Source organism: Tenacibaculum xiamenense (assembly GCF_964513065.1).
GTDB lineage: Bacteria > Bacteroidota > Bacteroidia > Flavobacteriales > Flavobacteriaceae > Polaribacter > Polaribacter xiamenense.
Map to the genome: position 1 here is coordinate 33210 of NZ_CAZEQU010000039.1, position 20349 is coordinate 53558.

Genomic DNA, 20349 nt, shown 5'->3' on the forward strand with positions numbered 1-20349 from the left:
TAAACTTGATTTTTGTAGTGGTAAGAATTGTTAAATGAATAACGATCTATCATTACTTAAAATTCTTAAAAAGAAGTTGAGTACAGATACCCAGAAAATTGTAATTATTAAAATACCCAGAAAAGGGTATAGGGATAGTATGGAAGTAAAATGATAGGAAAACCTAAAAGGAAAGGAAGCTTGTAATAATGAATAATTACACTACAATACCTTCTTCAACAGCATAGCGCACAAGAGTAGCTACTTTATTCAAACCTAGTTTTGTGTAAATGTTTTTCCTATGGGTTTCAACTGTAAGTAAACTAAGAAACAAAGTATTTGCTATTTGTTTGGTGTTCATGCCTTCAGAAATTAGGCGAATAATTTCTTTTTCTCTTTGAGTTAAAGGTGTAGGAGTTTTGGCAATAGATTTTTTCTTGTTGAAACTATCCATCATAATTTCCGTAATTCGCGAGTCATAATAAGTTTTACCTTGCATTATTGTTTGTATTGCGGTAATAAAATTATCCTTTCCCGAATCTTTGAGTATATAACCATCAACACCTATTTTAAGCATTTCTTTAATACGTTTGGGGTCAGCATAGGTGGTTAGTATCAAAATTTTAATTCCTGGATGCTCTTTTTTTATTTTTCTGGTGGCACTAATACCATCCATAATAGGCATTCCTATATCCATTAAAATTAAATCTGGCATTAGAGGTATAGCCTCATTAATTAATTCTTGCCCATTGCTAGCCTCCGCTATAATTTTGTATTGTTTTTCATTCTGTAATAAGGCTTTTATGCCATCTATAATAATTTGATGGTCATCCGCTATTGCAATGTTAACATTCATATTCAATAGTTTTAGTTATAGGGACTCTAATTAATGTTGTTGTTCCTTTGCCAGTATTTGAGCTTATTTCTATCTGCCCATTTAAGTTTTCTATGCGACCGAATATATTGGAGATACCAATTCCTTTCGATTCTTCTTCAGTATTAAACCCAACACCATTATCTTCAACAATAATGCTTAAATAATCAGAGTCATTATTTATTTGTATTATTAATTCAGTTGCTTGTGAATGTTTTAAAGTATTGGATAATAATTCTTGTATAATGTTATAAATTCCAAGTTCCGTTTCTTGTGAAAACTGATAGTTATTTGTTAAATTTTCGAAATGAACGTTAATTCGTTTGGTAGCTTTTATTCTATCTAAACTACTTTCAATTGCAGTACTTAAACAAAAATCAAAACCTTGGCCTGTTGCCATTCTGTGTGATATTGAACGAATCTCGGAATAAGTATCTTCAATTAATTGGGACATATGGGAGTAATTGGTGTTTTCTTCTGGATATGTCATAACAGGCCGATTAGCTTCGTGTTGATATTTAATAGTAGCCAAATAACTTCCTAAGTTATCGTGAATGTCTTTAGCAATTTTTTTACGTTCCTCTTCTTGTGCTTTTAATACTGTTTCTAAGGTTTGAATTTGTTGTTCTTGAATTAACTTATTGATTTGTTCTTCATTTTTTTCTCGCGTACGAAGTAATAAAGCTTTTTGATTTTTATTTCTTTGATAGAACAATAAACTAACGGAAATAGTGGCTAAAACACCTATAATTACACCAAGAAGTGATATTCTCAATTGACCTTTTTTTATTGAGTTTTCCAAAGATATTTTTTCATTATCGGACTTTAAATTGAGTATTTCTTGTTCTTTTAGCTTTGCTTCATACTTTTCTTGTAGGGCTAAGAGTTGAGTATTATTGGCCGTGTTAAACAATGAGTCTTTTAGAATAGAATACTGTTTATGCCATTGCAATGATTGATTGAAGTTTCCTAAAACTTCAGTTACCTCATAAAGACCAAATAATGCTGTTTTTTGCTCATGTAATGTTCCAATTTCTTTGCTTAAGTTATAACTTCTTTTATAGTAAGGAATGGCTTTATGATGATTTCCTAACTCAAAGTAACAAACCCCGTATAAGTTGGTTATGTAGATTAATGAATGTTTTTCATTTAAGAGAAGTGCTTTTTTTTTCGCTTTTTCTAAATAGTGAATAGCTTTTTTATATTCTTTAAGTTTAGTTAAGGCTAAAGCAATGTTATATTCTGTTAGTTGTTGGTTTTTCTTAAGCCCATTTTTTTTAAAAATAAAAAGTGCTTTATGTAAATCTGGTAATGCTTTGTTGGGTTCCTTTAAAAGAATAGTGAGTGTAGCTTTATTCATCCATGTTTCGGCGAGTTTTATAGAATCTTTGGCAGATAAAAAATAAGATTCACTCATTTTAAAATAACGTAAACTTTCTTCGTATCGTTTATGTTGTTTATATATTGCGGCAATATTACTATGAATTTTAGCAATCCCCTTCAAATCATTTAGTGATTCTTTTATTTCAATACTTTTTAAATACCATGAAATGGCGGAATTCCAGTTGCCTTTGTAATAAAGAATATTACCAATATTAAGATAAGCCCTACCCTGAGCTTTAGTATCTGACTGTAATTTCGCGGCTTTTAAACTTTGTTCATAAAAGGTTTTGGCTTTCGTATACAGTTGTTGTCTTGCATATATATTGCCTAGGTTATTTAATAAGCTTGGTTTTTTACTTTTTTTAATTTGTTCAGCTAGTTCTAGTGCATCTTCAAGGTATCCTATTGCTTCGGAATAATTTCTTTCTTTAACAGCTATTTTTGATAAATACATGTATAAATCTATCATTAGTGCAGAAGAAGTATGATGCTCTAATTCTGTTCCTCTTTGAAGGTGTTCTTTCGCAATCTTATATTTTCTTTTATTGTAGGCTAATTTACCAAAGTAAAGGAAGTACCTTCTCTTATCAGTTAGAGAAGGCACTTTATCTAATAATTTGGTTGCAAAATCTAAATATTCTTGCGCTTGCTTTAGCTTTCTTTTCGATCTATAGATTTCAGCCAATTGAATATAGGAAATGAATAAATCTGACGTATTATTTAACTCAGAAGCAAGTTCTAAGGCTCTTTTGGCAAAAAATAGCGCGGAGTCATTCTTTTGTTCATAAAATATCCAAGTTTTCTTATTTAAATATTTTAAAGCTTTGATTGAAGAAGACTGTGGTTTAAAAAACTTAAATGAATCAGTAATATTTAGATTAGCATATAAACAATAATGAGTCATTATTGTTAGTAAAAAAAACTTAAGCTGGAACTTCATCGGCTTCTTCAAAATGAATTTTTAGATGTCCATCCGCTTCGGTTCCAAAACCATCAAGATCAGTATTTATGTAATAATTGATTAGAAAATCCTGAGGTATTTTTCCACCGATTTTATGTTCATTAACAGTTGAATGCCCTAAGCTTGATTTGAGAAAAACGCTAAATTGTTGCTCACCATTATTGTTAATTCCATCATTTTGAATATGGTCTATGTAGTAGCCTTCTCTAAGAGACTCTACAAATAGTCTATATGGATGTTCTTTTATAACTGTAGCTCTTAAGAAACTATCTTCGTCTGAATTTTTGTTTGGCATGATCGTTTGGTTTTAGAGTTAATTAATAAATGTATACCTCAAATGATATTGTTTTTATATCGTTTCGGGCTTTAAAGTTTTAAAGTATGAGTTTAAAGTAATGGATGGTTTATTTCTGAAGGAAGCAGAAATAGATGTCTTACTTTACGGAATTAAGTTATCAATTGGATTCTTTTCATTGAATAGAAGTAGTGGGGATAAATATTCATTTGATTTAGTTTTTAAGGTTATAATGTTGGTTATCACTAATATATGGTTTTATTGTGAGAATTGAAAAAATATATCCTATTCAAAAAAAAGTTTTTGAATCTTTGTTTGTTTAGCCATTTCTACTAGTAATGAAAAATAAGTGTGTTAGAATATATTGTAGTATTACAAAGGAATAATATTTTTTACCTTAACTAAATGGAACATATTGTGATTTAAAAATTGGATTGTGAAGATGTGTAAAAATAAATAGATTTTTTCTTCTTTGTTGTTAACTCTTATTTTGTTGATAAGTAATGTCAATTTTAATGATTTAAGTGAATAAATCCAATCAGTTTTTATTCTTTTTTACCATGATGCAGTTTTTTTACTAGATCAAAAAAAAAATAAATATCTTAGCTAAACACATGACAAAGAGTTTGATTAAGTTAACTGCATCAATAGTATTATTTAATAGTGATTTAAAAGGTTTAAAAGATCTTTTACATGACCTGACAAACTCGTATCCTGAAGTTTTTGTTTATGTTTTAGATAACTCTGAGACTAATCTATCTGAAGCCTTTAGAGGTATTGATAATTTGGAATATATTTTTAATAATACCAATTTGGGCTATGGAAAGGCTCATAATATAGGAATAGATAAGGCGTATAAGAAAGGATCCAAGTTTCATATGGTCATTAACCCAGATATAAGAATTGATGAAGAAACTATTCGAAGACTAATATCTTTTATGGATAATAACCACGATGTTGGTTTGTGTGCTCCAAAAGTTTTGTACCCATCTGGAGAATTACAACATTTATGTAAGTTAATACCTAGCCCTAAAAACTTGTTTATTAGACGTTTTTTACCAATAAAAAAAATAGTAGAAAATAATGATAACAGGTACGAATTGAGATATTTTGATTATAATCATGAGATAGAAATACCTTATGCTTCTGGATGTTTTATGTTCATTCGTACTGATCTTATTAATTCTATTGGAGGATTTGATGAACGATTCTTCCTCTACTTTGAAGACTTAGATTTGACAAGAAGGATTAGGAGGTTGGCTAAAGTAGTTTTTTATCCTAAGGCAGTTGTATATCATGGTTACAACAAGGAATCTTATAGAAATAATAAGGTATTGTTTTATCATATTGTATCAGCATTAAAGTATTTTAATAAATGGGGGTGGTTTTTTGATAGTGAAAGAATGAAGCTTAATAAAGAAACCGTTTTACAGTTGAATTATAAAAAATGAATGTATTAAAGACAATTTCTTATTTTTCTATTTTCAAATACCCAATAACTTTTGAAGAAATTTATAATTTTTCGAACATAGAGGATAAAACTCTTTTAGTTGAAGAGTTAAAGGAACTATGTGCTAAAGGAGTTATTTTTAAAATAGAGAAGTATTATTCCGATAATAAAGAAGATAATAACGTCGTAAGACGGATAAAGGGTAATATTGAAGCCAAAAAAATAATGCCACGTGCATGGAAAATGGCTCGGTTTATTTCCAAGTTCCCATATATAGAAAGTGTTTGTGTATCAGGGTCTTTGTCTAAAGGGTATTTTGAAGGAGACAGCGATATTGATTTTTTTATAATTACAAAAAAGAATAGACTTTGGATTGCAAGAACTCTTTTAATTTTATATAAGAAGGTTTTTCTATTAAATTCTAAAAAGTTTTTCTGTATAAATTATTTCATGAGTAGTGGGTATTTGCAGGTAGATGAGAGGAATAGGTTTACAGCTACCGAAATTGCTACTTTAATACCAATGTATGGAAAGATTAAATATGGAGAGTTTGTGCGCGAAAATAATTGGATTAATGAGTATTTTCCAAATTTGAAAAGAAAAGATAAAAATGTAAAGGAAATTTCGAAGGGTTTTTTTTCTAAAGGAATAGAAAAACTCTTTAGAACTAAATTAGGAGATTACCTTGAATACTTGTTTATGAAAATTACTATAAAAAAATGGAATAGTAAATTTAACCATTTATCGGAAGAAGATTTTAAACTGGCATTTAAATCTTCAGAAAATGTATCAAAACATCATCCTGGTAATTTTCAAAAAAAAGTACTTCTTTTATTGAATGAAAAATATAAAGAAATAGAGAAAAAGCATAAAATAAAATTCATACAAGAAAATGTTTAAAGTAACTTTTTCACATTCTTATTTTTATCCATTTGATGATAAGCAATGGAAAAACAAAACTCCATTTCCTCCTCTTGGAACAATATATGCAGCTTCTTTTTTGAGAAGCCATGGTTATGATGTAAATTTATTTGATACTAGTTTAATAGATAACATTAGTAACTTAAATTTTTTTCTGGAAAATAGGTTGCCAGAGGCCTTTGTAATTTACGATGATGGGTTCAACTATCTTACGAAAATGTGCTTAACCACCATGCGGGAGGCTGCTTTTGAAATGATTCGAGTTGCCAAGCAAAAACAGTGTGTAGTCATAGTATGCAGTTCAGATGCTACTGATCATTATGAAAAATATTTATATGCTGGAGCTGATTTTGTTATACAGGGAGAAGGAGAAGTAACTTTAAAAGAGTTACTAGAAACTTTAAGAAAACAGAGTGATATCTCATTTGTTTCAGGAATCGTCTATAAAGATAACAATGAGCAGATTATCAAAAATCCTAAAAGAGCTGTTCATAAAGAATTAGACAATTTTCCTTTACCAGCATGGGATTTAATTGATATTGATGCGTACAAAAATATTTGGAAACAAGGGGGAAATGATTTTACCCTAAATATAGCTACAACAAGAGGGTGTCCATATAAATGTAACTGGTGTGCAAAACCCATATACGGAAATAGGTATAATTCACATTCACCTGAATATATAGTGGGGCATATAGAATATTTGCAAAAGAACTTCGGGGTAAATAAATTTTGGATGTGTGACGATATTTTTGGGTTAAAACCACAATGGGTTCAGAATTTTAACTTAATACTTAAAAGAAAGAAATTAAAAATTCAATATTATATACAAAGTCGTGCTGACTTGTTGTTAAGAGAAGATACTATAAGTGCTTTAGCAGAAAGTGGTTTAACTGAAGTTTGGATTGGAGCAGAAAGTGGATCGCAAAAAATACTTGATGCTATGGATAAAGGGACTACAATCGAGCAAATAGAAAAAGCAACTAAATTATTAAAAGAGAATAATATTAAGATAGCTTTTTTTATTCAATTTGGGTATTTAACAGAGACTAAAAATGATATTGATTTAACAATAAAAATGATAAAAAAATTATTGCCAGATAATATAGGCGTTTCTGTATCCTATCCTTTACCAGGAACAAAATTTTACGAGAAGGTAAAAGAGGATTTGAAATTAAAGGCTAATTGGACAGATTCTGATGACCTGGCTATGATGTTCAAAGGGACATATAACTCTCAATTCTATAAAAAACTTCAAAGGTATGTTCATAAAACATTTAGAGAAAGCCAGGGAGAGGCTTTTCTGAAGAAAATGATCAAGAGCCCATTTAATATAAGTTCTAATGAACTGCGATTAATTTTTTTACTACCATATTATATATTGACTTCCAGATTAGATAAGCTTCTACTGAAAAAATTACAAAATAGAAATGAATGATTTTTTTGATTTTGCGGCTAAAACATATGATGATACCTTCACTAACTCCAAAGTTGGCATTGAACAACGTAAAAAAGTATATAAAAACTTGGGGTGCATTTTTTCTTCTGAAAAAAGGTTAAATATTTTAGAATTAAATTGTGGAACAGGGGTGGATGCAATGACTTTTGCCAAAAATAATCATTCAATATTAGCAACAGATATTTCTCAGGAAATGCTAAAAATAGCGAGAGAAAGAAACAACGACTTCGAAAACGTTGACTTTGAAGTATTAGACTTTAAGGATATTAAAGATAAAGTATTTACAGAGCCATTTGATGTAGTATTTTCGAACTTTGGAGGACTAAATTGTTTACCTTTAAATGAATTAAAAAATTTGATTGATTCCATTTCAAATTTACTAGCTCCTAAGGGTAAATTAATAATGGTTCTAATGTCAAAGAAATGTCTTTGGGAGCGAATCTATTTTTTCTCAAAAGGTAAGTTTAGAGAGGCAAAAAGGAGAAATACAAATAATAGTTTACTTGTTGATGTTAATGGAGCTAAAGTACCTACCTGGTATTTTAATCCTAGAGAAATTGAAAATATTTCTGAAGAGAAATTCAGAATTACTAATTGCACGCCAATAGGTATTATTATTCCTCCATCTTATTTAGAAGATTCTTTTTTAACGACACCTTTCATTTGGAAAAAGCTAAAGAAACTAGAAAGGGGGTTCTCAAATAGTTTTTGGGCGAAATACGCGGATCATTATCTAATCGAATTAACAAAAAAATGAGTATAATTCTTAGTCATGCATATTATTTATTCGAAGATGAGAAAGAGCAAAAAATTATGCGTCCTTATCCTCCTCTAGGGCTGTTGTATGTATCAAGTTATTTGAATTTTCATAATGTAAAAAATGAGGTTTACGATAGTACTTTCAATAGTTTTAGAGAACAACTTAATTTTATAAAAAAAAAACAGCCTAAGATATTAGCAATTTATACAAATTTAATGACAAAAGTAAATGTTATTAAGTTGATAAAAGAATTGAGATCATATAATGTGGTTGAAGATCTAAGCATAATTTTAGGAGGACCAGATGTTACTTTCAATAGTGAAAATTACTTAAAGGCAGGAGCTGATTTTTTAGTAATAGGTGAGGGAGAACAAACTTCCTTGGAATTATGTTCTGCTCTATTGAAAAAAACTCCTTTTGAAAATATTCCTGGGATAGCATTTCTTGTTAATGGAAAAGTGATTAAAACGAATGCAAGAACGAGAATAAAGGAGTTAAAGGATTTACCATTGCCAAATAGAGATGCAATTTCGATTGAAAGATATATGGAAACTTGGAAAAACTATCATGGGAAAAGTTCCCTGACAGTAAGTACCCAAAGAGGTTGTCCATATACCTGTAAATGGTGTAGTACAGCTGTTTACGGACAAAGTTATAGAAGAAGACCTGCCAATCTTGTCGCGGAGGAGTTAAAAATGCTGAAATCAAAATATAACCCTGATTATATTTGGTTTGTAGACGATGTTTTTACGGTTAGTCATAAATGGCTTAAAAGCTTTCGAGAAGAAGTTCTAAAACAAAAAGCTATCATTCCTTTTGAGTGCATAACACGCGCAGAACGTTTAAATGATGAAGTTTTAAGACTTTTAAAAGAATCAGGGTGTTATAGGATATGGATAGGGGCTGAGTCGGGGTCACAAAAGATTATTGATGCTATGGATAGACGGGTTGAAGTAAATGTTGTTAAGAAAGCTATTCAAAAAGCAAATGCATTGAATATAGAAACAGGGACATTTATTATGGTTGGCTATCCTGGAGAAGATATCTCTGATATTGAAAATACTGTTGAATACTTAAAAGAGGCAAATCCTACAAGTTTTACAATAACAATTGCATATCCAATCAAAGGAACTTCATTATATGAGGAGATTGAAGACAAGATTACGGTGCAACCAAATTGGGAAGTTACTACAGATAGAGAAATTGATTTTAAAAGAACATACCACAGGAAGTTCTATGATTATGCTGTTCGTTATGTTATTAATGAAGTAAATAGTACACGTAGTAATAACTTTTTCTTATTTGGTAAGCTTAAGTTAAAAGCGTTTTTAGCGAAAATCGGAATGTTATATTACAAATAATATGAAAATTAGCTGTAAGAAATATATCAGTTGTTTCGTCTTTTTGATTCTATTATCATGTAGTAAATCGGTTATAGAAGAACAAAAAATTTCGGATAACGAATTTTCCATTAATTTAAAATGGAATAAAGCATATACAGATGATACTTTTGAAAGAAATAGGATTGCCTTAGATTGGTTTTTATCTTATTTGGGAGCGAGAAATAATTTTACTGAAGTTCACAATGAAGGAGTTTTATATAATACCCCATTTATAGTCTTAAAAGTTGATAAATTAGGGTTTAATTCAGAAGCTTTAATTGTATTTAAAAGAATTCATAATGAAATAAAAAAAACAGAAGAGTATTTAACCAAAGGAGCAATTGATTTGGCGAGATATATAACCTTAATTTTAGGAGATTCGCGAACATATTTTGATATTACCGGAGTGCCTAGATCTTTGGATATACTAAAAGATAGGTATACTTTACAGGACTCCTTAGGATATGTAAACAACTCAAGTGTCTCTATAACACATCGATTAATTTCGTATTCCAATTATGAAAATAATGGTCAATTTTTTCTTGCGGCAGAAATAGATTCGATTACTGGTGAGCCGCTTGAATTTGAGTCTTTAGAAATACTAGGAAATGGGCAGTTGGTTTTTGGAATATTTGATAAAAATGGACAGCTTAAAGAAGCTGCAAACCCGCAGTTTACAATGGCTGGGAAGCCAGGTAAATGTATGTGGTGCCATGAGGTAAATATTCAACCGTTGATTACCCCTCAGCAAAACTTAGAGGGATATTTGAATTATGAATCTTTCAAGGAACTTTTAAGAGAATCGAATAGGAAGTTGCAAGAATTTCAAAATGAAATTTGGGAAAATGAAAGCTTAAAAAACAAACAAAACCATATCTTTATGGAAATCGCATATATTTCTTATTTAGAGCCTTCTTTGGAGAGATTATCAAATGAATGGAATATGTCAGTTCAGGAAGTTCAGGAGAAATTGAGAAATTTAGAGACTCATGAACATGATGAATTTGATTTTTTAGGAAATTTATACACTCGAGAAGAAGTTCAGGAGTTTGCACCCTACGAGAGTATAGTTACACCAAATAGTGTAAGAGAAATTGATAATTAGAGAATAGAATAAATATAGTTTTTTTCAAAAAACACTTTCTTTTCTAGAACACATTTTAATTGTAGATTATTTTTTTCTGCTATTTCGTTAATTGCTTTGAAATCACAATCTTCCGATAAAATTAAATATGCATTTTTATGGTCTGCTCTGCTAACCAACTGGGAAAACAATTTTTCAAAATACTCGAAATCTTTTCCACAAAACCAAGCTTTCTCTTGGGTGTTTTTGGGTGATCTAGGATAATATGGAGGATTAATGATGATGTAATCAAAGAAAGATTGATTAATATTATCAAATAAATCGGAGTAAATAACTTGAATAGGTAAATTGTTTTTTTTACTTTCTAATTTCAAGTTTCTTAACGCTATTTTGTTAATATCTGATGCCGTTACATGTGCATTTTTAGAAGCGGAAAACATAGATATTATACCTGAACCACAGCCCAACTCTAACACTGTTTTTCCAATTAAATCTAATTTATTTATGAAGTTTAACAGTATCTTTGTACTCAAAGTAAAATGAGGGGGAAAAACTTCAGGTAAAACGGTAACGGTAATTCCATGATAGGAATATTTTCTTGGCTTAGAATGATACCATAAGAATGCTTTTTTGATAACAGGATCTAATATGTATTTTATTACAGATCTCATTTATTCAGAGTAAAAACCTTGTATTTCGGGTTGTCTATATTTCCAAATTTTATGTAAAAATTTGATTTCATAGGGGTATTTATAAATATCGAATTTATATCTATAACCTGAAACTAATTTTAATAATTCTTTTTTATATCCTTTTATTCTAAAATCTGAAGCCGTAGGATAATAGCCGTTTAACACAGTTTCAAAGTTTTTAATCGTATCTACCATATAGGGTTTTAACCAAGGGGTTAAAGGGTTTTTTCTCAAGTCAAATTTCTCCCAACTAGGAGCTATCCATTCTTCCAAGGAAGACGGAAAAGAAAATCCGGCATCAATTATTTGTTGATAAAGTTCAGATCCTTCTGTTGGGACTGGGCTGTAAAGGTATATTATAATTTCCGCTTCAGGATTAATTTTTTTAATTTCTTTTATAAAATTAATATCCCATAAAATTTGTTGGTAAACTTGTTTTTCAGTTTTAGCAGGCATTCCTAAAACAAAAGATAGCTCGGGGATAATACCTACTTTTTTCATTCGAAGCACAAAGTCTTTTATCATTTGACCAGATTGCGTTCCCCCTTTGTTCATTTGTTTAAGTACTTGGTCATTTCCTGTTTCCGCTCCTAAAAAAATCATTTTACATCCTGCTTTTCGCATGATAATTAAATCTTCATCGGAATATTTATTTATGGTGTCAATTCTACCTTCTCCCCACCATTGTATGTTATCATTCATTACTAGATTAGCAAAATTAATAACTCTTTTCCTAGAGGTGAAAAAATTGTTGTCATGAAACTCAATGGCATCTACATTATATTTTTCTTTAAAGTATGATAGATCTTTATAAATTGATATAGCGGATTTACCTTTCCATCGAGCATTATATATCGGAACTACTGCACAAAAAGAACAAGTAAATGGGCATCCCATGCTGGAATGATATGATAAAGTTTTGGTACCCATGAATGTTTTTGCCAAATAGTTTTTTAGAGAATAAAATGTATTCATATACTGATATGGTAAATCAGGAAGATTATCTTGATCCAGAAGTGCTTCTTTTGCCGTTACTAAAATTTGACCCTCTTTCTTGTAAATCAGATTTTTAATTTTGGGGATTTGTTCAAGATTATTTTTAGTTAAAGCTTCTAATAGAGAAGGAAAAGCTACATCACCAGGACCACTAATAATATAATCTACATATCCTGAATTGATAGAAACTTTGTATTGATTCGCAGCAAAATAACCACCCCAAATGGTAATACACTCAGGATATAGCTTTTTTATTTTTTTTGTAAATGGAATGGCTTGTTTTAGTTGAGGACCAGGCATTACCGTAGAACAAAAAAATTTAAAGTCCCCAGTTTTAAAATATTCTAAAATGGTTTTCCAGGGATTTTTTTCCATGTTACCATCGATAAATACATAATCATATTTACCGTGAATAGAGGCCCCAACTTGTAGAATAGAATTTGGTATTCTATGTTTAGCATTAGCACTTCTAGGATTGAATATGATGATTTTGTGGTTCATGTTTAAGATAATTTCTGAGTCATAAAAAGTTGTTTCAAGTATCGTTCAAATGTAAATAAGTAAAAGTTACTTTTGATTCTCCAAAAGGAGAGTTTTTGACATAAAAAAAGTAGTAAATTGTGTTTTTCATTCTAAAAAGCACTACAACATCTACTACAAGCTGGAAATAAACCACCTGCTTTATGTAAATCTGTTCTTAATTTTTTTAGTCTTTTTGATACCCATATAGATTTTAACGATTGCTCATATATATTTCCTAAGTTCAAATTGTAACATCTTCCGTGCGCAGGAATAACAGTTCCATCCGATTTAATCATAATACTTGAGTAAACCGCATGACATAGTTTTCCTATAATTTTTTCTGTTTGTTTATAATAAAGCTCTAATTTTTTTTTCGAATCAATCTCTGGTGAAAAGTAAACTTTAAAGGGGAAGTTTTTACTTTTTATGCTTTTAATTTCTTGTAATAATTTGTCTAAATTCATATTGTCAAAATCAAGTAAGTCAATATTGGAATCAGAGGCGGGATACAGCAAATTCCAGGGAGAGGCTTCATGTAAGTGTGCTGCTTTTTTTGTAATAAATTGAGTATGCATAAAACCAACATTATCAAGATTTAGATGTTTTAGCGATTCTAAAAATTCTTGTAAATAACCAACATTCCATTCTGTTATAGCGCAAATAATTTTTACATCTGGTTTTTGCCCTCCACTGAGTAATTCTTCGATACCTTCTACGGCTTTTTGAAATGATTTTTTATGCCCCCTAATTTCATTATGAACGTCTTGTGGACCGTCCAGCGAAACATATACTTCGTTAATTCCTGAATCAACTAACTTTTTTGCTTTATGTTTTAGTGTTAATGCGTTTGTAGTAATTGTGGTGTGTAAATTTTTATCATTGGCATATTTCAAAGACTCCAACAAGTATGGATATACTAGGGGTTCTGTAAAAGCATAAGCTAATTTCGATTTCGGAAAATATGTCGCCGTTTGGTCAATTATTTTTTTAATTAACTCTAAAGGCATATTTAAAGGATGTGTTCCAACTAAGTTTTGAGCAAAATTACTTTCCAGATTTTTATTTCCAACATCACACATTTTACAATGCAAATTACAGACATTATTGACTCCTAAAACAATCCATTCTGGAGAGAAGAGATAGTTTTCTGGTAGTAATTGTTTATTTATATTCTTTAGAATACTCTTCATATGTTAAAGGTAAAAAATAAATTATCATTGTAACAATTTGCGTAATTGCATTAGCTAATAAACAGCCTAAAATTTTAAAATTGTAAAAAGAGAAAGTTAGTGATAAAATTAAATTTAAAGATAATCCAATAATACTTACAATAACGACCTTTTTTTCTTTGTTATGCTTGAATAGTTCAAAAACTTTAATACTATAGAGATAAGAAGGATATCCAATAAAGAAACCTAAGAAGAGTTCAAAGGAGGTCAGATATATATTAAAATACGTTTTTAATATAAGTGCTATTGCATATATAACAAAAGTATTAACTAACAATCCTAAAAAACTAATGTTAAAACGGATTTTTTTTATTGCTTCAGTATTTAGCCTGTAGATGTTTTTAATATAGGGCAGCAATAGTATGGTAATAACAGACTGAGAAAAAATAAAAAAAGAAGAGACAATTTGGTATTCACCAAGTGCTATTTTATCGTAAAAAAAAGCGAAAACATAAATATCAATTTTAGAATGTAAAAAGCCCGTTATGCTAATTAGAAAAAATGGGAGCCCAAATTTTAGATTAGATAAATGGAATTCAAACGTAGTGAATTTTAAAAAAGTTTTATACTTTATAGATACACATAAAGCCTTCAGCAATATATGAATTGTATAAAATAAGATGAAGTGGTCAAGAGTAAGATTTTTATTTCCTGTTAAGAGTAACAGGTTTAACAATAAGAAACTGAACAACTCTATGGATATTAGAAATAAATAGTTTCTGTTATAAAATAAAATTGACAAAAAAGAATTGTAAATAAAAGCGGCTATATACCAAAATATTAAAAGGATAGTATTTTCATAATTGACCAATATAACTAATGTTAAGAGGCTTAAAATGACAAGAGGAGTTCTTGCTAAAAGTTGTTCTTGCCATATTTTAATCATGTTTTTAGGAGTTATACTAAAGGCTTTTTGTAGGTAGGTTTTGGTTCCCCAGTCGGATAGTATTAGTGCGACGAAAAAGTAAAGTTGTATTTCAATAAAGTTACCCCAAAGTGATTTAGAAAAATAGTTTACAATAACGAAAGATAACATTAAAGAAAGGGAAGGAGTTAAAATACTTCTTAGAAGGTTTGTGAGAATAGGTAGATATCGAATAACTTTTTTCCTTACAATCATTACGCGTTGAATAGAACAGGTGAATAAAATTTAAAAAAATAATTTTCGAAGTTATTCTTTTACTAAAACATGCTTATAGTTTTTAATGGCAAATTTAAATGTTTCCCAAAAATTACGTTTTTCAGATTTTATATATACGAAGAAATAGATAATTCCAAACCAGGCTCGAAAGAAAAAATTAGGAGGTAGTTTGATTACTTGCTTAATCAATGGAAATGTCCAGGGCCAAAGCACTGCGGTTTGAAAAAATTTTTGAAGATTCTGTAATTCCTTTTTGTGAGGTAATTTTAATTGTGAGGAGAGAAAAAATGATTTATCCAACTCTTCAACAGAAAAGGTTGGGCTTAAATAACCTTTTTGCATCGCATAATCGGATAGTTCTGTCCCAGGAAATGGTGAAAATATTGAACACCAAGGATAATCAGCTTTAATTTTTATATTCAATTCGACTGTTGAAAAAGCATCTTCTAAGGTTTCATCGGGTAGTCCTAGAATGTTATATGTTCTAAAAGTAATTCCAGCTTCATGAAGGAGTTCAGCGGCTAGCACAATTTGTTCGTCATTTAACTTCTTCTTCAGAACTTGATTTCTCAAATCTTCATTACCCGATTCAATGCCAAAAAATACTGATTGACATCCTCCCTTGGCTAAATTAAAGGCATATTCTTTATCTGCAGCAACCAAATCAGCTCTTACTAAGCAAATAAAAGGAAGGTCAACTTCTCTTTTGTAACGCTCTAAGAATTCATATAGCCATGATCTATTCATACCAAAGACGTCATCTGCAAAATAAATTACTTCAACAGGAGTGTTTTTTTTGAGTTCTATACATTCATCAATTACCTTATCAATATCTCGAATTCTTACATATTTACCTTTTCCTTTGTATAAATCGCGCATGGCATCTTCAAAACAGAAAGAGCAATGAAATGGACATCCTCTTGAGGTAATAACATTTCTCACTTGTCTGTGTTGTTTTTTATCAAGAGTTTGATACAATTGCCTGTCAGGGTATGGATAGTCATCCATGTTTTTACGTAAATTTCGAATGGGATTGTGTTTTGATTTTCCTTCAGAATCGATGTATGATAAGTTAGGGGTATTTTTAAAACTTTTGTTTTGATCTATAGCATTAAGAATTTCTAAAACAGATTCCTCTCCTTCACCACGAATCAGGTAGTCAATACCTTCTTCTTTTATAAATTCTGGAAAAAATGTAGGATGAGCCCCACCAAATAGAGTAACTATATCATATTTTTTCTTCAGTTTTTTTGCTATTTTTCTTCCCCAATTATGACTTCCACTCATTACGGAAAAACCAATTATATCTGGTGAGAATTGCTGAATTATTTCTTCAAAGTCTTTTGTTTCATGTCCTATTTCTAATTCACATTCATGTCCATGATTTTTTATCATTGAGGATATGTACATTGGTCCTACAAATTCATAGTCCATATTTTGTAGAAATAATAGTTTAGCCATAATATCGTGAAGGATAATTCCTATAATAAAAAGATGTTAAAAAAAATAAAAACAATACCCCCCAAAACCTTGGGTAGTGTATTAATAGGTTAAATATAAGAAGTTTATTGAAATTTGGAATATGATGTGATTGTAGATTAAGAGCAATTAACGTGATGACAAAAAAAACTGCTGTTTTTCGTGGTGAATTTAGGTTTAGTACCCAAAGAAAAATAATCGTAAGCGGAAATAGTAATAATAGTAAATGATATGAGGCCGTTGCGGGAAGCAATGAGAAAATACCAAGCATTCCAATTGAGATTAAAACAGGAGTAATTTTGTATTTATTCTTTTTGTATAAAATGAATACTATTGCAAGTATTACAAGCTTTAATAGTAGTTTAAGAATGGTTTTTATGGTAATAGAATGGATTAAAGGTGATGGATTCTTTTCAGTATTGTAGACAAAAAGATTGTTTAATAATGAATCTAATGATTGAAATGCTACGGAATATTGTCCTTGACCAGGTAGTTTTCCTTGTATATGAGAGTTAAAGTGTTCAAAGAAAAAAGGAAAAGCTAAGTTGTCATTTACGTAAATAGCGATACTGGAAAATAGAATAGTTAACATAGTAACTAGAATAATAGTTATTCTCTTTTGATTTTTAGTTATATATGCTAAGAATAAAATAGGTAGATATTTTAGGCTTGCTGAAAAACCAATGATAACACCAATAAGTACCCCTCTTTTTTTATGGTATGTATTTCCAATTATTTCTAATAAAGCAAAGCCTATAACCAGATATATTTGTCCCGAATTTAATGTGCTAGCTAAAGGTAAAGTAAACAATGTAAGGAAGAGTAGTGTGTTTTCAAAAGACCATTTTGTTATGTTTCTTATTCGGAATGGTAAAGCCATTATTAATAGAAAATTAATCAACAGCCATAACCGTTTTGCTGTAATAGGGCTTAACACCGTTAAAGGAATAAATAAGTACGCTGTAACTGGAGGAAATGGTGAAAACTTAGCACCTTCTTGAATGTTTATTTTTTGAGCTTCTTCATTAAACCAATTATTATTATAGAATTTGTGAATAGGTTTTCCTTGTAGCACAAGTTTTGAGGCGGTGTAATAATTGTAAAAGTCAGCTGTTTTTTGTTGCCAACCTAAAATCCCTCCTTTCCAAATTAATAAAGCTATTGTAAATGAAAACCATAAGAAATACAGTATTTTTCTAATTTTTATTTTCATAGGAATATTAGCTTATTTTGTTTTTAAGGCTCCTTTAAGAATGTAAAACCCTTCTTTCAAGTGAATTTTGAACTCTGTCCAATTAGTTATATTAATTAGTCTTTTAAAAATATATTTAGGTCTAAAATAAAAAGATTTGTAAGCTTTTCTTTTTAATTTTTCCAGTTCATTTTTACTTAAAACTCCAGTTCCTATGGTAACTTCATTACCCGATTGATCCATAACCTCTAAAGATTCATCAATCAGCCCTTGTTTTAAAGCTTCTGTTCGAAATGAGGTATTACTTCTGGGAACGGCAATATTAAAAGAAGCATAATCGGCTTCTATTTTTTTAGCAAACCTTATTGTATTTAGTATTGATTCTTTTGTTTGACCAGGAACTCCCAATAGAAAAGTACCTAATCTTCTTATACCTAATTTTTTTGATAACGCAAATGTGGTTTCAATTTGTTGCGTAGTGTATTGCTTTTTATAATGAGATAGTAATTTATCTTCAGCCCATTCTACTCCAAACATTATTAGAGTACAACCAGCTTTTTTCATAAGTTTTAGTTCTTTTTCTGAAAGAACATCTACCCTTGAAAAACACATCCATTTTAGACCGTAGTTTGTGTCAATCATCCAGTTCAAAATTTCGGTAGTAATACTTTTGGATTGAAAAAATGTTTGATCAGAAAAATATAAAAATTGATAGCCTTTTTCTTTTAAATATTTTAATTCTTTAATTATAGAATTCGCAGTTCTGGTCGTATATGGTAATGATGACATTATACAAAATGTACATGGATAGGGGCAAGCGTAATTTGTTAAAATTGTGGCGATAGGAGTTGCATTAGCAAAGGGCATTCTATAGTTACCTTTGAATAAATGTTGTTTCGGAATACCCATATTAATAGGTTTTGAACCTTTGTCACTTTGTACAATTAATTTGTTTTGATAATAATAAACTAAACCATCAATTCGTTCATCTTTTTCTATAAAACGTTTAAAACCATCTTTAAAAAAATTGGTTATAATAGCAGTTAACCAATCATATTTTTTAAATTTCTCTTGGAATTTTTCTAAAAGAGCATCTCCTGAGCATGCTATTATGGTAGAAGGGTTTTGAATTTTAACTTTCGAATAGAAAATTTGGTCTTCTAGTAAAGAAACTGACCCAATTAAACCAATTATATAGTGTGGGCTAAATTCTTTTATTTTCTGTAAAGCCAATAATTCGGGTTTGTTTTCGGCAATACAATCCATAACCAAGATGTTATAGTCAGATTCATTGAAAAAAGAAGACTGAATAAGTAAATCAACAGGTTGGGGCAAATAATATGCTTTAGAAACTTTTGAGCAATAGTAATCTCTAATGTATATTTTTTCCCCAGGAGGATTTAAAAATAATATTCTTTTGGGTGGTTTCATACTTTAATACATCTTAGGGATTATGAACAAATTTTGTGATTTCTAACGCCATTTTTTTCGGGATGAATAGAGAAAAACATGTTAACTTACCATTACATTGTTTCGCTATTTTCGATTTTGGATGTATAAAACAAGGTGAACAATCTATATTTAGATCTAAATTAAGCATTTGTTTGCTATTCTGGTAGCCAATTAATTTAGAGGATGTTGGTCCCCATATTCCTACGGTTTTGATGTTAAAAAAATGAGCTAAATGTAAAGGACCTGAGTCATTTGTAATAAGTACTTTAGCTTCTTTTAAACGAGTTATAAATTGACTCAAATCGTATTTTCCTGCTATGTTAAACAAAATTTCTTTTGGAATTTTATGTTCGATTAAGCGTTTTTCAAACAAAGTAACATAGTTACGCTCAGAATTTGTACCAGTTAGGTAAAAAACCCAATTAGGATTTTCGGAATGAAGTTCTTCAATCAAAGAAACATATTTATCGATAGGAAACTTACGTTCAGGTAAATAGTCTCCTGCATTAATGTTTATAAATATTTTATTAGTGTTTGTTTTAAGAAAATGTTTTTCCGCTTGATTATATTGTTTATGAAACATCTCAGCAATGGCTTTTAAAGTAGATTTGTTTTTAAGAGAAACAAAATACTGCCCGTTTTTAGCTTTGTTGTTTTTACCATAATAAAATGAACTACACGGTTTTCTGAAACTTAATATTAACCTTAAAATACCTGACAAGTTAGATGTTCTTTCCATATCCAATAGTGAATATTTCTTCGTCTTCCAAACATATGATATTACTTTTAAAAGACTCACAAATAAAGCCAATGGAGTATTTGTGTAAACGTATATTGCTTTTAAGTTAAGTAGATCAATTAATGCTTTATTATTATATAATGTAATAAAAGTAATTTTATTCTTAGGAATTCCTATATTGTCAATAACATGAGAAACCCGTGTTATACTTCCAAAGCCAAAAAATTTTAAGATAAAAAAGTTATGATTCTCTTCTTGAAGAATTTTTCTTTTTGGTAATAAACTAGCTAAAATATAAATGGGTTTAACCAATTGATCTGCAAAAATTAGAAATTTAAGGTTCATTTTATCTTTACAAA

Annotated in this window: 16 protein-coding genes; 6 read left to right on the forward strand and 10 right to left on the reverse strand. The window is 29.6% G+C overall.

The features are described from left to right. Positions 1-196: 196 nt before the first annotated feature. Genes ACKTTV_RS17930 through ACKTTV_RS17940 form a run of 3 tightly spaced genes read right to left on the reverse strand, consistent with a single transcriptional unit; the run spans position 197 to position 3492 of the window. The gene (locus tag ACKTTV_RS17930) at positions 197-835 is read right to left on the reverse strand and encodes a response regulator (protein ID WP_408032250.1); all 639 of its coding nucleotides are present in this window, start codon (positions 833-835) and stop codon (positions 197-199) included. Then, positions 825-3140, reverse strand: a complete 2316-nt coding sequence (locus ACKTTV_RS17935; protein WP_408032251.1) for an ATP-binding protein — start codon at positions 3138-3140, stop codon at positions 825-827. The genes ACKTTV_RS17930 and ACKTTV_RS17935 overlap by 11 nt, the downstream gene beginning before the upstream one ends. A 19-nt stretch (positions 3141-3159) precedes the next feature. After that, positions 3160-3492: a hypothetical protein gene (locus ACKTTV_RS17940; RefSeq protein WP_408032252.1), complete on the reverse strand. Its 333-nt coding sequence runs from the start codon at positions 3490-3492 to the stop codon at positions 3160-3162. 614 nt (positions 3493-4106) lie between these two features. Here ACKTTV_RS17940 and ACKTTV_RS17945 point away from each other — a divergent pair. The 6 genes from ACKTTV_RS17945 to ACKTTV_RS17970 are packed head-to-tail and all read left to right on the forward strand — an operon-like array spanning position 4107 to position 10569. Continuing rightward, positions 4107-4943, forward strand: coding sequence for a glycosyltransferase family 2 protein (locus tag ACKTTV_RS17945; RefSeq protein WP_408032253.1), 837 nt, complete (start codon positions 4107-4109; stop codon positions 4941-4943). Beyond that, positions 4940-5842, forward strand: coding sequence for a nucleotidyltransferase domain-containing protein (locus ACKTTV_RS17950; RefSeq protein ID WP_408032254.1), 903 nt, complete (start codon positions 4940-4942; stop codon positions 5840-5842). Before ACKTTV_RS17945 ends, ACKTTV_RS17950 begins: the two co-directional genes overlap by 4 nt. After that, positions 5835-7301 (forward strand): B12-binding domain-containing radical SAM protein, encoded by a 1467-nt coding sequence (locus ACKTTV_RS17955; RefSeq protein WP_408032255.1) that lies wholly within the window; start codon positions 5835-5837, stop codon positions 7299-7301. The genes ACKTTV_RS17950 and ACKTTV_RS17955 overlap by 8 nt, the downstream gene beginning before the upstream one ends. Continuing rightward, a complete protein-coding gene (locus tag ACKTTV_RS17960; protein WP_408032256.1) occupies positions 7294-8079 on the forward strand; it encodes a class I SAM-dependent methyltransferase in 786 nt (261 codons plus the stop codon). The genes ACKTTV_RS17955 and ACKTTV_RS17960 overlap by 8 nt, the downstream gene beginning before the upstream one ends. After that, the gene (locus ACKTTV_RS17965; RefSeq protein WP_408032257.1) at positions 8076-9443 is read left to right on the forward strand and encodes a B12-binding domain-containing radical SAM protein; all 1368 of its coding nucleotides are present in this window, start codon (positions 8076-8078) and stop codon (positions 9441-9443) included. The genes ACKTTV_RS17960 and ACKTTV_RS17965 overlap by 4 nt, the downstream gene beginning before the upstream one ends. A 1-nt stretch (position 9444) precedes the next feature. Continuing rightward, entirely contained in the window at positions 9445-10569 is a 1125-nt protein-coding gene (locus ACKTTV_RS17970) for a hypothetical protein (RefSeq protein WP_408032258.1), read from the forward strand. Here ACKTTV_RS17970 and ACKTTV_RS17975 read toward each other — a convergent pair. The 7 genes from ACKTTV_RS17975 to ACKTTV_RS18005 all read right to left on the reverse strand — a co-directional run bounded on the left by ACKTTV_RS17975 (position 10566) and on the right by ACKTTV_RS18005 (position 20335). Then, entirely contained in the window at positions 10566-11219 is a 654-nt protein-coding gene (locus ACKTTV_RS17975) for a methyltransferase (protein ID WP_408032259.1), read from the reverse strand. The two genes, ACKTTV_RS17970 and ACKTTV_RS17975, sit on opposite strands and share 4 nt — an antisense overlap. Beyond that, positions 11220-12737 carry a B12-binding domain-containing radical SAM protein gene (locus ACKTTV_RS17980; protein WP_408032260.1) on the reverse strand — a complete coding sequence of 506 codons (1518 nt, stop codon included), beginning with the start codon at positions 12735-12737 and terminating at the stop codon, positions 11220-11222. Positions 12738-12868: 131 nt separating this feature from the next. Continuing rightward, positions 12869-13948 carry a radical SAM protein gene (locus tag ACKTTV_RS17985; protein WP_408032261.1) on the reverse strand — a complete coding sequence of 360 codons (1080 nt, stop codon included), beginning with the start codon at positions 13946-13948 and terminating at the stop codon, positions 12869-12871. A gap of 1210 nt (positions 13949-15158) precedes the next feature. Beyond that, positions 15159-16589 carry a B12-binding domain-containing radical SAM protein gene (locus ACKTTV_RS17990; RefSeq protein WP_408032262.1) on the reverse strand — a complete coding sequence of 477 codons (1431 nt, stop codon included), beginning with the start codon at positions 16587-16589 and terminating at the stop codon, positions 15159-15161. Then, a complete protein-coding gene (locus ACKTTV_RS17995; RefSeq protein WP_408032263.1) occupies positions 16582-17820 on the reverse strand; it encodes a glycosyltransferase family 87 protein in 1239 nt (412 codons plus the stop codon). The genes ACKTTV_RS17990 and ACKTTV_RS17995 overlap by 8 nt, the downstream gene beginning before the upstream one ends. A gap of 12 nt (positions 17821-17832) precedes the next feature. Beyond that, the gene (locus ACKTTV_RS18000; RefSeq protein ID WP_408032264.1) at positions 17833-19230 is read right to left on the reverse strand and encodes a B12-binding domain-containing radical SAM protein; all 1398 of its coding nucleotides are present in this window, start codon (positions 19228-19230) and stop codon (positions 17833-17835) included. Between the two features lie 13 nt (positions 19231-19243). Beyond that, entirely contained in the window at positions 19244-20335 is a 1092-nt protein-coding gene (locus ACKTTV_RS18005; RefSeq protein ID WP_408032265.1) for a glycosyltransferase family 9 protein, read from the reverse strand. Positions 20336-20349 lie beyond the last annotated feature (14 nt).

Excerpts from the sequence above, each read along its gene's own strand:
- ACKTTV_RS17930 (WP_408032250.1), bottom strand. The coding sequence starts at position 835 with ATGAATGTTAACATTGCAATAGCGGATGACCATCAAATTATTATAGAT.
- ACKTTV_RS17935 (WP_408032251.1), bottom strand. The coding sequence starts at position 3,140 with ATGACTCATTATTGTTTATATGCTAATCTAAATATTACTGATTCATTT.
- ACKTTV_RS17940 (WP_408032252.1), bottom strand. The coding sequence starts at position 3,492 with ATGCCAAACAAAAATTCAGACGAAGATAGTTTCTTAAGAGCTACAGTT.
- ACKTTV_RS17945 (WP_408032253.1), top strand. The coding sequence starts at position 4,107 with ATGACAAAGAGTTTGATTAAGTTAACTGCATCAATAGTATTATTTAAT.
- ACKTTV_RS17950 (WP_408032254.1), top strand. The coding sequence starts at position 4,940 with ATGAATGTATTAAAGACAATTTCTTATTTTTCTATTTTCAAATACCCA.
- ACKTTV_RS17955 (WP_408032255.1), top strand. The coding sequence starts at position 5,835 with ATGTTTAAAGTAACTTTTTCACATTCTTATTTTTATCCATTTGATGAT.
- ACKTTV_RS17960 (WP_408032256.1), top strand. The coding sequence starts at position 7,294 with ATGAATGATTTTTTTGATTTTGCGGCTAAAACATATGATGATACCTTC.
- ACKTTV_RS17965 (WP_408032257.1), top strand. The coding sequence starts at position 8,076 with ATGAGTATAATTCTTAGTCATGCATATTATTTATTCGAAGATGAGAAA.
- ACKTTV_RS17970 (WP_408032258.1), top strand. The coding sequence starts at position 9,445 with ATGAAAATTAGCTGTAAGAAATATATCAGTTGTTTCGTCTTTTTGATT.
- ACKTTV_RS17975 (WP_408032259.1), bottom strand. The coding sequence starts at position 11,219 with ATGAGATCTGTAATAAAATACATATTAGATCCTGTTATCAAAAAAGCA.
- ACKTTV_RS17980 (WP_408032260.1), bottom strand. The coding sequence starts at position 12,737 with ATGAACCACAAAATCATCATATTCAATCCTAGAAGTGCTAATGCTAAA.
- ACKTTV_RS17985 (WP_408032261.1), bottom strand. The coding sequence starts at position 13,948 with ATGAAGAGTATTCTAAAGAATATAAATAAACAATTACTACCAGAAAAC.
- ACKTTV_RS17990 (WP_408032262.1), bottom strand. The coding sequence starts at position 16,589 with ATGGCTAAACTATTATTTCTACAAAATATGGACTATGAATTTGTAGGA.
- ACKTTV_RS17995 (WP_408032263.1), bottom strand. The coding sequence starts at position 17,820 with ATGAAAATAAAAATTAGAAAAATACTGTATTTCTTATGGTTTTCATTT.
- ACKTTV_RS18000 (WP_408032264.1), bottom strand. The coding sequence starts at position 19,230 with ATGAAACCACCCAAAAGAATATTATTTTTAAATCCTCCTGGGGAAAAA.
- ACKTTV_RS18005 (WP_408032265.1), bottom strand. The coding sequence starts at position 20,335 with ATGAACCTTAAATTTCTAATTTTTGCAGATCAATTGGTTAAACCCATT.